This is a genomic window from uncultured Bradyrhizobium sp. (assembly GCF_964252615.1).
Lineage (GTDB): Bacteria > Pseudomonadota > Alphaproteobacteria > Rhizobiales > Xanthobacteraceae > Bradyrhizobium.
In genome coordinates this window covers 21158-34599 of record NZ_CAXUNQ010000051.1, presented here as the reverse complement: position 1 = coordinate 34599, position 13442 = coordinate 21158, and the positions used below count along the sequence as shown (strand labels likewise).

Below are 13442 nucleotides of genomic sequence, written 5' to 3'. Positions count from 1 at the left end.
CCGGGGTCCCGGTTCTGCGAAGCGGCATGAAGAATGCCGCATCGCGCCCGGGACAGGGGAGGCCGTCATGGCCGGGCTTGTCCCGGCCATTCACGTCTTCCTGCGAGCCCCGCCGGGACGTGGATGCCCGCCAAGACCGGCCATGACGTCCGGATGGTGCCGGCGCGACATTTGCCGCGAACAGGGCTATCAAGCCGGTATGGCAGATACCGACGTTGTCGTCATCGGGGCCGGCCACAACGGCCTCACCTGCGCGGCCTATCTGGCGATGGCCGGACTGCGCGTCAGCGTCGTCGAACGCCGCAAGGTCGTCGGCGGCGCCGCGGTGACCGAGGAATTTCATCCAGGCTTTCGCAACTCGGTCGCGGCCTACACGGTGAGTCTGCTCAATCCGCAGGTCATCGCGGATTTGAATCTGCACGACCTCGGCCTGTGCATCGTCGAGCGCCGCGCGCAGAATTATCTGCCGGCGCCGGACGGCAGTTATCTTCTCACCGGCGAGGGCCGCACCCATCGATCGCTGGCAAAGCTCAGCGAACGCGACGCCGGACGCATCGATGCGTTCACGCAGGAACTGGGGATCATCGCCGACGTGCTTCGGCGGTTCGTGCTGCGCGCGCCGCCGAATCTCGTCGAGGGTTTCGGCGTCAACACGCTGACCGAAGCGGTCAACGCGCTCGGCACCGCCAACATCCTGCGCGGTCTCACCCTGGAGCAGCAGCGCAGCCTGCTGGACCTGTTCACGCGCTCGGCGGGCGACATTCTGGACGACCGGTTCGAAAGCGATCTGGTCAAGGCGCTGTTCGGCTTCGACGCCATCGTCGGCACCTATGCCAGTCCGTATGCCGCGGGCTCCGCCTATGTGATGCTGCATCATGCGTTCGGCGAGGTGAACGGCAGCAAGGGCGTCTGGGGACACGCCATCGGCGGCATGGGCGCGATCACCCAGGCGATGGCGAGCGCCGCGCGCGCGCATGGCGCCGAGATCGAGACCGGCGCCGGGGTCCGCGAGGTGATCGTCGAGCGCGACCGCGCCGTGGGCGTGATCCTGGAGAACGGGCAGACCCTTCGCGCGAAATACATCGCATCCGGCGTCAACCCGAAACTGCTGTATACGCGGCTGGTGCCGGCGGATGCGCTGCCGAAGCCGTTTCTCGACCGCATCAGGACCTGGCGCAACGGCTCCGGCACCTTCCGGATCAACGTCGCGCTGACCGCCCTGCCCTCCTTCACGGCGCTGCCGGGCGACGGCGATCACCTCAGCGCCGGCATCATCCTCGGCCCGAGCCTCGGCTACATGGACCGCGCCTGGCTCGACGCCCGGCAACACGGCTGGAGCCGCGAGCCCGTGGTCGAACTCCTGATCCCGTCGACCCTGGACGATTCACTGTGCCCGCCCGGCCGGCATGTCGCCAGCCTGTTCTGCCAGCACGTCGCGCCGCAACTCCCCGACGGCATGTCGTGGGACGACCATCGCGACGAAGTCGCCGACCTGATGATCGCCACGGTGGACAACTATGCCCCCGGCTTTGCATCAAGCGTGATCGGCCGGCAAATCCTGTCGCCGCTCGACCTCGAGCGCGACTTCGGCCTGCTCGGCGGCGACATCTTTCACGGCGCGCTGACGCTGAACCAGCTTTTCTCGGCCCGGCCGATGCTGGGCCATGCCGACTATCGCGGGCCTTTGAAGGGCCTCTATCACTGCGGCTCCGGCGCCCACCCCGGCGGCGGCGTCACCGGCGCCCCCGGCCACAACGCGGCGCGGGCGATCCTGGGCGATCACCGGGCGCTGTTCGGGTGAATGCGTGGCGCAACCGTTCATCGCAAGCCGGACCGGCCGGCGCAGAAACGCCGCCCGATGCCAGTCCCCCAAAGCCATCCGCCCGCGCACGCCTCGTTGCTGCGCTCATGGCGATGACGGATACCGGTTGAAAAGCCCGGGATAATCTGTGGGAAACCGGTTGATATCTCGGTGCAGAACTCTGTGGAAATCGGGTGGGTGTCAGTTAAGATGAAGCGCGAGGGTGTGTCTTATTACCCGGCGGCGATGCTCCTGAGCCAGTAGTTTTTGAAACGCTGAAAACTCAAAAATGGCGCAATCTTTGGACGCGAACTGGACGCGACATCAATAGTAACGGACGCGTGCGAGCGTTCCATGACTTTAGCAAAGCATGATTGGGTGCGCTTTGCCGCAAATCAACTCATGTGCGGTGGCGATGCGCTTTGCCCGGCAGCTAAATGCTTAGCGGTAAGCTTCGTAAGGGAGAGGGAGTGTGGATCAGCCGGTGGCCATGATCGCCGTCAAAAATTCCCGAGTCTCCACATGGGCTGTTGATCGTTAGGCGAGGCACGGTCAAGCTCATCCTGTGCAGGAGGCTGCGCTATTCAGCATAAAGCTCGGGCGATTTTTCCTTCATCGCGGCGCCCTCTTTTCGTGTGAGGGGGTGCCAATACCTGGATATCTGACAGCGATCAACGAGTACGCTGCAGAGCGCCCAACGGATATCCTTTATGGAAAGGATCCGACTATGGATTCTTGGGTCACCACTTTGCCGGTCGTCATCACGGGTCATAATCCGCGGGGCTAGTCAGCAGTTGGTAGCTGCGCTTGCTCGGAACGAGGTGAAATGAAAGAGTTCGGTGGCCTCTTCGTTTTCGGCAAAGTGAGTTGCTACCTAATGCCGCAGGACTGCGGTTCGTGCGACGATTGCCCCTCGTTTTCGCGGTCTCGGCATCGCTTGGATGGAGCCGGCAGTTCGTCGCGGACGAAGGCAGGCTCCACTTTCCAGCAAATTTTTGAATTGTGTTATTTTGCGAGCAACCTTCTGGTTGCGTAGATTGAAGCGCCGTGGTTAACTTAGCCGTTTTTATTTTACAAAAGGAATATTAAAATGGCTGACTTTGATCCCAATCGAAATCGTATGAGCGCATGCATAGCCCGCATCAATGAACTCAAAAAGAACTTGAGGATTGATGATTCGAAAATCTACACTTCCAAGGACTGTGACGGAGTATGGACCGATAAGTCCGGAATGATTGATAACATTCCGGGTGGTTTCAATAAAGTCATCCTACCTTTCATGACAACCGGAGAGGCGACCTTTTACATATCGTCGGCCGGGCCAAATACCGAGGTTCCGAAGCATTCGCACGACGAAGGCGCTGGCATTCGTTTCATCGTATCAGGTTCGATAATCTATAACGGACAAGAGCTGAAAGAAGGCGACTGGATGTTTATGCCGGCCCGCGCGCCCTATGAATTCAAGGTTGGTCCCCGCGGCGTCACTATTTTTTATTGTTATCAATGTTGCTGTGCTTAGTCACCGATTCTTGAGCCTCCGGACTTTGAGCCCGTTGGCCGAATGAGAGAGGCCCTCCCGGTGAACGCCCGGGCGGGCCTTTGCGCTTCAGCGCTTAGATGACATGAACGGCATATTATCGCGCAGTGTTTCAATGCCGGCGGCCTACCCCCATAGTGTGGGGAATAATGTGGTGAGCCTCAGCCTGTGCTTGAGGCTGTCAGCAAATCGCATGCAATCGCCCTTCTCTCCGACGATCGGAAGCGGCGCCGCCGCCGACGCGGGGGCCTGTGCAAAACCGGGGCAGATCTGGTGTATGACTCTGTGGACAACCCTTGCCCGGCGCCGGCGGGCTGTGGATGCGCACCTGCCGCGCCGGCGATTTCCGGACCATCGATGGCCATCATCACCCCAGGCACCCGCCGCGCCACCTTCGCCATCGGCGACGAACGTGCCGCGCGGCGCGTGGTCGATCTGCTCAACGAGGCCCTTGACCAGGGCGAGGCCGCCGTCGCCGCGTTCGAACGCCGCGACGGAGGCTGGGACATCAGCGTGCATTTCGCCGAGCTGCCCGATGAAACCTCGGTTCGCGACCTCGTCGGCCTTGCCGCCGGCGGCGACGTCGCCCAGCGCATCACCTTCGATACCGTCGAGGCCAAGGACTGGGTCAAGGCCAGCCTGGAAGACCTCGTCCCCGTGCATGCCGGCCGCTTCATCGTGCACGGCCGGCACGATCGCGCGCGGGTGCCGGCCAACCGGCTCGGCATCGAGATCGAGGCGGCGCTTGCGTTCGGCACCGGGCATCACGGCACCACGCGGGGCTGCCTGCTGCTGCTGGGCGAGGTGCTGCGGTCACGCCAACCGCGTCGCGTGCTCGATCTCGGGACCGGCACCGGCGTGCTGGCCATCGCCACCGCCAGGGCGCTGCGGCGGCGCGTGCTGGCGAGCGATATCGACCCGGTCAGCGTGCACGTCGCGCGCGACAATGCGCGGCTCAATGGCGCCGGCCACCTGGTGAAGGCGATCTGCGCGCCCGGATTTTCAGCGCCGGAATTCGCGCGCCGCGGACCTTTCGATCTGGTGCTGGCGAACATCCTCGCCAATCCGCTGCGGCAGATGGCGACGCCGATGGCCGCGCATCTGGCGCCCTCGGCCCTGGTCATCTTATCGGGGCTGCTGCCGCATCAGGCGCAAGGCGTGATCGCATCGTATCGCGCGCGTGGACTGGTGTTGCGGCGGCATCTCGTCAACGGGGGATGGAGCAGCCTGCTGATGCAGCGCGCGTAAAATTCAACCCGGCGGCTTCTTGTCGTTGCGGGCGATGACGCCCTTTTCATCGCGCAACGTGCGCTTGACGCGCGCCTCGACAAAACTGTCGAGCAACTGGACGATGAGGCCGCGCTGCTTTTTCACGATCGGCGGAATCGGGCCACGGCGCACCGGAGGCGAAATCTTCTCGAATATAAACGCAGGCATCGTGGTCCCCCTCATCGTTGAGTTGAAACCCCTGGAATTTCCCCAAGATGTCGCTGGACAACTGCTCTTGCCGGCTAACGTTCCATATCGTCCAATATAGGCAAAATAATCAAGCACGTTTTGTGCCAGACCCCTGCGAATGCGGGCTGGCGGCCAAACACCGCGATAGCGCGGCGGAAGCCTCGGGGCAGCCGCCGGCCCGCGCGCGACAGCGCAGCCGATCGCCGGCCGACCGCCTCGGATTTGGTCTGCGGCTGCTTACTTCCATGGCAGTCCGGGACCGCGCGCCTCGAAAATGGAATGGCGCCATTCCGAAAAGCTCATGGTCGCGGAGGAAGACGGCGCTACAGTCCGGCGCGGCGCAGCTAACCCGACCTCGACCGGCACCGAACCCAATGCACGGAATGACCGGCAGATCCGACGCGGCGCTCGACAGCCCGGCCCCGACATCCACGGTCATGCTGTTGCTGCTGGTCACCATGACCGGCATCGCGCCGGTCTCGCTGTATATGCTGGTGCCGGCGCTGCCCGTACTGGCCGCCAGCCTCGGCCGCGACATCTCGATCGCGCAGATGACGGTGTCGCTTTACATGGTCGGTCTGGCGTGTTCGCAGATCATCATGGGACCGTTGTCGGATCGCTTCGGGCGCCGCCCGGTCTTGCTGGCCGGCCTCGGCCTGATGATCGCGGCCAGCATCGGCTGCATGGTCGCCGAAACCTTGCCGCAACTGATCGCGGCGCGGTTTTTTCAGGCGCTCGGCGGCGCCACCGGCATGGTGGTCAGCCGCGCCATCATCCGCGATCTGTATCCGCGCCACCGCGTCGGCGCCATGATCAGCCTCGTGATCGCGGTGATGATGATCGCGCAGATGGTGAGCCCGCTGATCGGCGGTCTGCTGGAAACCGCGTTCGGCTGGCGCTCGATCTTCCACGCCATCGCCGCCGCGTCGCTCCTGGTCGCCATCGCCATCGCCGTGCTGCTGCCGGAAACGCGGCGCGCCCGCGATCCCGACCCGGCCTGCGGATTTCGCGGCGACATCCGCAGCCTGTTCACGAGCCGGGCTTTCATCGCCTATGTGCTGTGCCAGGTGCTGGCTTCGCAGATCATCTTCACCTTCGCCGGCGCCGGGCCCTACATCGTGGTGACGCAGATGGGCCGTTCCAGCGCCGAATACGGCGCCTGGTTTGCGACCACGGGCTTTGCGTATCTGGTCGGCAACCTGTTCTGCGTTCGCTTCGCGCCGCGTCATTCGCTGGAGCGGCTGATCTGGCTTGGCCTTGCGCTGCAAGGCGCCGGCGCGCTGCTGAATCTTGCCTGGGGCATTGCCGGCCTCAACCAGGCGCCGTCCTGGCTGTTCGGCACGCAGATGCTGGTGATGGTCGCCAATGCCTTCGTGATGTCGAACTCGGCCGCCGGCGCCATCAGCGTCCGCCCGGAGGCCGCCGGCACCGCATCGGGCGCGATGGGATTTCTGCAGATGGGGCTGGGCTCGCTGTTCTCACAGTTCGGCGCGTATCTCGGCGGCCATTTTGCAACGCCGGTGCCGACCAACATCGCGATCGTGGTGCTGTCGATCGCCTGCGCCTCGACCATGATCTTCCTGGTGCCGCGGCGCGGCGTGGTGGCGACGGAAGAGCTGATCGAGCAGGCGGAGGAGGAGACGGGGCTGTTGTAATGTTGTCGGCAACGCGCCGCTGCCATCACGGCGTCGTCCTGGCGCAGGCGGGGACCCATAATCCCGGCGCCAGCTTAAACGGTTTCACGCTCCAACAAGTATACTGGCGCTATCCAGAGCATCGGTGACACGGCGTATGGGTCCCGCCTGCGCGGGGACGGCATTGAGGCTGTCGCAACGCCCGCCTGCACGACGACGACAATCACTCAATCAGCTTCAGCCACTCGTCCTCGGTGATCACCTTCACGCCGTGCTTTTCCGCTTCCTTCAATTTCGAGCCGGCGCCCGGTCCCGCCACCACCAGGTCGGTCTTCTTCGATACCGAACCGGAGACCTTGGCGCCGAAGCGTTCCGCGGTCGCCTTGGCTTCATCGCGGGTCATGCGCTCGAGCGAGCCGGTGAACACCACGGTCTTGCCGGCAACGGCGCTGTTCGAGGTCGGCTTTTCGGCGTCCTCGATCGTTACATGCCGCGTCAGCCGCTCCACGATGTTCCGATTGTGGCTCTCGCCGAAATAGGCTTTCACCGCTTCGATCACGGTGCCGCCGATCTGGTCGAGCGCATCCATGTCGGCGATGGCTTCCTCGTCGTCGGCGGCGACCTTCAGGGCGGCATCGTGAAATGCCTGCCACGATCCATATCCGCGCGCCAGCGCCAGGGCGGTGGTCTCGCCGACATGACGGATACCCAGCGCATAGATGAACCGGTCGAGCGAGATCTCGCGCCGCCGGCGGATGGCGGCGAACAGATTGCCGACCGAGGTCGCGCCATAGCCCTCCTCGTCTTCGAGCTTGATGCGGCGGTTGCGCTCTTCGAGCGTGAAGATATCGGCAGGCTCGCGCACCCATTCCCTCTGGAAAAACAATTCGATCTGCTTTTCGCCGAGCCCGTCAATGTCGAAGGCCCGCCGCGAGGCGAACAGCATCAGGTGCTGGATCTTCTGAAACGGACAGGCGAATTCGCCGGTGCAGCGGGCGCGCGAGCCCTCCGCGCCGGTCGCGGTTTCCTCGCGAACGATGTCGGTATGCAGCGGGCACGGACATTTGGTCGGAAATCGATAAGGCTTTGCGGTTCTGGGGCGCCTGTCGAGCAGGACATCGACGACCTGCGGGATGACGTCGCCGGCGCGCTGGACGGTCACCGTATCGCCGATGCGGATGTCGCGGCCCTCCCGCAGGATTTCGCCCTTGCCGCCGATGCCCTTGATGTAGTCCTCATTGTGCAGCGTTACGTTCTGCACGATCACCCCGCCGACGCCGACCGGCTCCAGCTTGCCGACCGGCGTCAGCGAGCCGGTGCGGCCGACCTGGATTTCGATGTCCTTCACGATGGTCGTGGCCTGCTCCGCGGCGAATTTATGCGCCACCGCCCAGCGCGGGTTGCGCGACACGAAGCCGAGCCGCGCCTGCCAGTCCAGCCGGTCCACCTTGTAGACCACGCCGTCGATATCGTAGCCGAGCAAGGCGCGCTGCTCGCCGATCTTGCGGTAGAAAGCCAGCACCTCATCGACGCTGTTGCAGAGCCTCGTCAGCGGATTGACGACGAACCCGGCCTTGTCCATCCACGCCAGCATGCCGTGCTGGGTGTCCGACGGCAGCGCGCTCATCTCGCCCCAGGCATAGGCGAAGAATTTCAGCGGGCGCGACGCCGTGATCGACACGTCTTTCTGTCGCAGCGAGCCGGCCGCCGAATTGCGCGGATTGGCGAACACGGTGTCGCCGGCCTCGGCCTGTTTCTGGTTGAGCGCGAGAAAATCCTGCTTCAGCATGTAGACTTCGCCGCGCACCTCGCAGGCCGCCGGAACCTTGCGGCCCTTCAGCTTGTTCGGAATATCCTTGATGGTGCGGGCATTGGCGGTGACATCCTCGCCGGTAGCGCCGTCGCCGCGGGTGGCCGCGCGCACCAGCCTGCCATCCTCGTAACGCAGCGACAGTGACAGGCCGTCGATCTTCGGCTCGGCGACGATAGCCGGAATCTCGGCGTCATCGAGCCTGAGAAAGCGCCGGACGCGCTCGACGAAATCGGCCACATCCGCATCGCTGAAGGCGTTGCCGAGCGACAGCATCGGCACCGCGTGCTGCACTTTTGCAAACCGCCCCGACGGCTGCACACCGACTTTCTGCGAAGGCGACTCCCGCGTGACCAGCTCCGGAAATCGCGCCTCGATGGCATTGACGCGCTGGCGCAGCACATCATAAGCGGCATCCGAAATCTTCGGCGCGTCATCCTGGTAGTAATGCCTGTCGTGGCCCTCGATCTGGATCGCCAGCCGCTTGTGTTCGATCCTGGCCTGCGCCCTGGTGAGGGTGGCGACCGATGCCGGGGCTTTACTCGTTTTGACTTCAGGCATTTGTTTTCCGTCATCGCCGGGCCTGTCCCGGCCATCGACGTCTTCTCGCCGGGCAATCTAAAGACGTGGATGCCCGGGACAAGCCCGGACATGACGAAGACGGTGGACTACGGCAGGCGCACTCACGCCGCCGCGCCCTTCAGCAACCGTTCCGCCGCCGCCCGCGCCTCCGCGGTGATTTCGGCGCCGGCCAGCATCCGTGCGATTTCCTCGCGGCGGTGATCGGCGGCGAGCGAGTTGACGCGGGTGGCGACGCGCTTGCCCTTGTCGAGCGCGGCCTTGGAGATCAGAAGATGCTGGTCGGCGCGCGCCGCCACCTGCGGGGCATGGGTCACCGCCATCACCTGCACCTTGGCGGCCAGCCGCGCCAGCCGCGCGCCGATGGCGTCGGCCACGGCACCGCCGACGCCGGTGTCGATTTCGTCGAACACCAGAGTGGGCGCCGAGCCGCGATCCGACAGCACCACCTTCAGCGCCAGCAGGAAGCGCGACAGTTCGCCGCCGGAGGCGACCTTCATCAGCGGTCCCGGCCGCGTGCCCGGATTGGTCTGCACCCAGAACTCGACGCGGTCGAACCCTTGCGGCCCGGCCGCCGCGCAATCGGAATCGATGTGCGCGGAGAATTTCGCGCGTTCCAGTTTCAGCGGCGCGAGTTCGGCGTTGACCGCCCGGCCAAGTTTTTCCGCGGATTTTTTGCGTGCGATGGAAAGGTTTGCCGCGGCGGAATTGTAGCGCTTGTCCGCCTCCTCGGTTGCAGCCTCCAGTACCTTCAATTGTTCGGCGCCGGCGTCGATCAGAGCCACGTCGGCGGCGTATTTGGAGGCCAGCGCGGCCAGGCCGTCGACCGGCGTGGAATATTTTCGCGACGCCGCGCGCAGCGCGAACAGCCGTTCCTCGGTGCGTTCCAACTGTGCGGGATCGAAATCCGCCGCGGCCAGCGCCGCGGCGAGGTGCTGGTCGGCCTCCTCCAGCGCGTTGATCGCCGCGTCGATCGCCCTCACCGCGGGCTCGACCAGGGTCGGCGCGCTGCCGGCACGGCGCTCCAGCCGCCGCACCGCCGCCGACAGAGCCGCGACCGGAGAGCGGTTGCCGCTCACTGCGTCCTGCGCCTCGCGCAGATCGGCGGCGATCTTCTCGCCCTGCATCATCGCAGCACGGCGTTCGGCCAGCATGGTTTCCTCGCCGTCCTTGGGCATCAGCTTTTTCAGCTCGTCGGCGGCGTGGCGCAGATAATCCGCCTCGCGGGCGGCGCGCTCCATGGCGGCGCGATGCGCGCCCAGCGCCGAATGCGCGGCGCGGCGCGCGTCCCATAACGCCTCGAGCGCCGTGACCTCCTTTTCGAGGCCCGCGAAGGCATCGAGCAGCCGTCGATGGGTCGAAGCGTCGACCAGCGCGCGCTCGTCGTGCTGGCCGTGAATTTCCACCAGCGCGGTACCGACCGCCTTCAGGGTCTGCACGCTGATGGTCTGGTCGTTGATGAAGGCGCGGGTACGGCCATCGGCCAGTTGCACCCGGCGCAGAATCATTTCACCGGTATCGTCGAGCCCATTGTCGCCGAGAATTTTCGACGCCGGGTGCGTCTTGGGGATATCGAACACCGCGGTGACCTGGCCCTGCTCCGCCCCGTGGCGGACCAGTCCGGCGTCGCCGCGGCCGCCCAGCGCCAGTGCGAACGCATCGAGCAAAATGGATTTGCCCGCGCCGGTTTCGCCGGTCAGCACCGCAAGCCCCCGGGAAAACTCGATATCGAGCCGTTCGATCAGGACGATGTCACGGATCGACAGACGCGCCAGCATTTAAGATTGGTTCCTAATGATGCGGTTCGGAACGTACTCTTCTTCCTGGCGCCAGTCTGTCAAGAGCGCTTCTCGCCTGTCCCCGCTTGCGGCAGGGAATCGCAGATGGCAACGCGTGCGAGCCTCTCCGCATCGTCATGGCGGGGCTTGGCCCTGCGCAATGACGGGCTTGCGAGGGACGCCGCACGTTGTCGAGGATGCGAAAAGGCAGGGTCTCCGGTCTGCATATGCCCCGCCGCCAGCGGGGACAAGTTACGCTAGCCGAGGCCGAGCTTCTTGAAAGCTTTGGAAATATACGAGCCCTTGTTCTCGCTGGGCTCCACTCCGCCGGACTTTACCAGGGCGTAAGCGTCCTTGTACCACTTGCTGTCGGGAAAATTGTGCCCAAGCACGGCAGCGGCGGTTTGCGCCTCGCCGATGATGCCGATCGCCATATAGGCTTCGGTCAGCCGGGCCAGCGCTTCCTCGACATGCCGGGTGGTCTGGTACTGGGTAACGACGGCCTTAAAGCGGTTGATGGCGGCGGTGTAGTCGCGCTTTTCCATGTAATAGCGGCCGACCGCCATTTCCCGGCCCGCAAGCTGGTCGCGTGCGCCTTCCAGCTTGGCCTTGGCGCTGGTGGCATATTCCGAGGTCGGATATTTGCGGACCACTTCCTGAAGCGCGGCAATCGCCTTTTCGGTGCGGCCCTGGTCGCGCGAGATGTCCGGGATCTGATCGTAATGCGAGGCGGCGATCAGATATTGCGCGTAGGCGGCGTCCGCGCTGCCGGGATGCAGGGTGACGTAGCGCGTCGCGGCGCCGATGCAACTGTCGTAGTCGCCGGCATTGTAAAACGCGTAGGCCGACATCAGCAGCGATTTGCGCGCCCAGTCCGAATACGGATGCTGGCGATCGACTTCCTCGAACTTCTTGGACGCCGCCTTCGGGTCCTTGCTCTGGTTCATCAGATACAAGCCCTCATTGTAGAGCTTGTCGGCCGGCTCTTCCTTGAAGGTGTCGTCCTTGGAGGCGAACTTGTCGAGAATATTGCCAGCACCGCACCCGCTCAAGCAGAGCGCGAGCGCCGCCAGACCCGGGGCCAGGCGTAGCGGCTGGGACAATCTGCGCAATTCGAGCGTCATACGCGGTGCCGACATGAGTTCATTAAACCTGACGTCTGTGCTGCGGTGTCCGCTGCATGCGCCATGAGCCGGGTCATGGACGCAACTGACGACCTGCCCGTGGTGCTCATCATGCCACCGCGAGCCTTAAGTAACCGAAAACAGCCCCTTAACCAACCGAATACGCAGCCATTTCGCCCGGATTAAGGCGGCCGGCCCGCCGTATTTGTCATTCCCGGCGCGAACCCGAGTTAGGTCGTCATGCCCGGCTTGTCCCTACTGGATGACGATGAAAAGGGGCGGACGGGGTCTGCATTGTCTCAGCTTCGTCATGGCCGGGCTCGTCCAGACTTGGCCCGGCCATGACGGAACACTTTGCAGGCGAACCGGGAACGACGAAGCTAAAAAGGGGCAGATCGACGCGGGCGGCGGTTCAGGACACGTCCGGGCCGTAGGCCGGGGCCACCATGCCGCCGGCCATTCCGCTCCTGATCCCGACCCGGCCGCGCGGACGCTGCGCCGGTTCCGATTCCACCACCCGCCAGGCGGTACGATCGGCCATCAAGGCGGTCAGCACGGCGTGATTGAGCTTGTGGCCGCCGCGCACGGAACGATAGGCGCCGAGCAGCGGCAACCCCGCAAGCGCGAGATCGCCGACGACGTCGAGAACCTTGTGGCGCGCGCATTCGTCGGCGTAGCGCAGGCCCTCGGAATTGAGCAGACGCTCCTCGTCGAACACCACGGAGTTCTCGAACGACGCGCCGAGCGCATATCCGGCGCTCCAGAGCCGCGCGACGTCGTTCATGCATCCGAAGGTCCGGGCGCGACAGATGTCGCGGCGGAAGCTTTCCGGATTGAGATCGAGCGTAAAATTCTGCTTGCCGATCACCGGATTGGTGAAATCGATTTCAACCTCGGCGCGAAAGCCGTTGGCATGCGGCCGCAATTCGCCGAAGGCGTCGCCCAATGCGACCTGAACGCGCTTTAAGACCTGGATGAAGCGGCGCGGCGCGGACTGCGTCAGGATACCGGCCCGATCGATCGCGGCGACAAAAGGCGCCGAACTGCCGTCCATGATCGGCACTTCCGGCCCGTCGAGCTCGATAACGGCGTTGTCGATGCCCATTCCCCGCAACGCAGCAAGGACGTGCTCCGCAGTTGAAACCAGGGGGCCTTCGCGATCGCCCAACACGGTGGCGAATTCGGTGGATATTACGGATTTCGCAACCGCCTGCAGTTCACGGTCGAAACCATCCGGACCGCTGCGGACAAAAACAAAACCTGCATCGACGGGTGCAGGTCCGAGGACCAGGCTCACGGGCAGACCCGAATGAACACCGACGCCTGTCACGGTGGCACGCGACCGAAGCGTTGTTTGACGGCTGAATTTCATTCGTAAATTGCCCACAACTGACTTACTTAAAGATCGGACCGGTCCGATGGCGCGGTGATTCGTCTTTAGTTGCCCCAAGTCGTGGCGCGACCATAGTCACTGCCACAAAGCGCGCCAACTCACGCTTGTTTACCGATTGTTACCCCAACTCTGCCGCATTCGGACCAAGCGTTTACCAAGTTCCACCCTCGATCGGCACATTGGCGACCCCCTCATCAGGCCACTAATTTGATAATTAATCGTTTCCAATCATACACTTGGAAATCACGAAACAATGCCGATTATTGCAAAAGCAAAGGCCCCGGCTGATTAAGCCGAGGCCTTTTTTCCGGTCTAAATTGTAACAAAG

General features: G+C 63.9%; 9 protein-coding genes. 4 read left to right on the top strand and 5 right to left on the bottom strand.

Going from position 1 to position 13442, the window contains the following annotated elements; all coding sequences use genetic code 11:
- The first annotated feature begins 199 nt into the window (after positions 1-199).
- From ACFE72_RS20290 to ACFE72_RS20280, 3 genes are all read left to right on the top strand, one after another.
- Positions 200-1801, top strand: a complete 1602-nt coding sequence (locus ACFE72_RS20290) for a phytoene desaturase family protein (protein WP_375414915.1) — start codon at positions 200-202, stop codon at positions 1799-1801.
- 1090 nt (positions 1802-2891) lie between these two features.
- Positions 2892-3320: a cupin domain-containing protein gene (locus ACFE72_RS20285; protein ID WP_375414914.1), complete on the top strand. Its 429-nt coding sequence runs from the start codon at positions 2892-2894 to the stop codon at positions 3318-3320.
- Positions 3321-3695: 375 nt separating this feature from the next.
- On the top strand, positions 3696-4586 hold the full coding sequence (locus tag ACFE72_RS20280) for a 50S ribosomal protein L11 methyltransferase (protein ID WP_375414913.1): 891 nt from the start codon (positions 3696-3698) through the stop codon (positions 4584-4586).
- Between the two features lie 3 nt (positions 4587-4589).
- Here the strand turns inward: ACFE72_RS20280 and ACFE72_RS20275 are convergent, their stop codons facing one another.
- Positions 4590-4775 carry a hypothetical protein gene (locus ACFE72_RS20275; protein WP_375414912.1) on the bottom strand — a complete coding sequence of 62 codons (186 nt, stop codon included), beginning with the start codon at positions 4773-4775 and terminating at the stop codon, positions 4590-4592.
- Positions 4776-5170: 395 nt separating this feature from the next.
- Between ACFE72_RS20275 and ACFE72_RS20270 the strand changes: the two genes are divergently transcribed.
- Positions 5171-6451: a multidrug effflux MFS transporter gene (locus tag ACFE72_RS20270; protein ID WP_375414911.1), complete on the top strand. Its 1281-nt coding sequence runs from the start codon at positions 5171-5173 to the stop codon at positions 6449-6451.
- A gap of 202 nt (positions 6452-6653) precedes the next feature.
- On the opposite strand, the gene ligA is transcribed toward ACFE72_RS20270, so the two are convergent.
- The 4 genes from ligA to lpxC all read right to left on the bottom strand — a co-directional run bounded on the left by ligA (position 6654) and on the right by lpxC (position 13093).
- Positions 6654-8801: an NAD-dependent DNA ligase LigA gene (ligA, locus tag ACFE72_RS20265; protein WP_375414910.1), complete on the bottom strand. Its 2148-nt coding sequence runs from the start codon at positions 8799-8801 to the stop codon at positions 6654-6656.
- Positions 8802-8923: 122 nt separating this feature from the next.
- Positions 8924-10597: a DNA repair protein RecN gene (recN, locus tag ACFE72_RS20260; RefSeq protein ID WP_375414909.1), complete on the bottom strand. Its 1674-nt coding sequence runs from the start codon at positions 10595-10597 to the stop codon at positions 8924-8926.
- Between the two features lie 257 nt (positions 10598-10854).
- The gene (locus tag ACFE72_RS20255; RefSeq protein ID WP_375414908.1) at positions 10855-11736 is read right to left on the bottom strand and encodes an outer membrane protein assembly factor BamD; all 882 of its coding nucleotides are present in this window, start codon (positions 11734-11736) and stop codon (positions 10855-10857) included.
- Positions 11737-12133: 397 nt separating this feature from the next.
- Complete coding sequence (gene lpxC / locus ACFE72_RS20250; RefSeq protein ID WP_375414907.1) at positions 12134-13093, bottom strand: UDP-3-O-acyl-N-acetylglucosamine deacetylase; 960 nt, start codon at positions 13091-13093, stop codon at positions 12134-12136.
- Between the last annotated feature and the right edge of the window lie 349 nt (positions 13094-13442).

Coding starts and splice junctions, on each gene's coding strand:
- ACFE72_RS20270 (WP_375414911.1), top strand. CDS start 5,171: ATGCACGGAATGACCGGCAGATCCGACGCGGCGCTCGACAGCCCGGCC.
- ACFE72_RS20285 (WP_375414914.1), top strand. CDS start 2,892: ATGGCTGACTTTGATCCCAATCGAAATCGTATGAGCGCATGCATAGCC.
- ACFE72_RS20280 (WP_375414913.1), top strand. CDS start 3,696: ATGGCCATCATCACCCCAGGCACCCGCCGCGCCACCTTCGCCATCGGC.
- ACFE72_RS20290 (WP_375414915.1), top strand. CDS start 200: ATGGCAGATACCGACGTTGTCGTCATCGGGGCCGGCCACAACGGCCTC.
- ACFE72_RS20275 (WP_375414912.1), bottom strand. CDS start 4,775: ATGCCTGCGTTTATATTCGAGAAGATTTCGCCTCCGGTGCGCCGTGGC.
- recN (WP_375414909.1), bottom strand. CDS start 10,597: ATGCTGGCGCGTCTGTCGATCCGTGACATCGTCCTGATCGAACGGCTC.
- ACFE72_RS20255 (WP_375414908.1), bottom strand. CDS start 11,736: ATGTCGGCACCGCGTATGACGCTCGAATTGCGCAGATTGTCCCAGCCG.
- lpxC (WP_375414907.1), bottom strand. CDS start 13,093: ATGAAATTCAGCCGTCAAACAACGCTTCGGTCGCGTGCCACCGTGACA.
- ligA (WP_375414910.1), bottom strand. CDS start 8,801: ATGCCTGAAGTCAAAACGAGTAAAGCCCCGGCATCGGTCGCCACCCTC.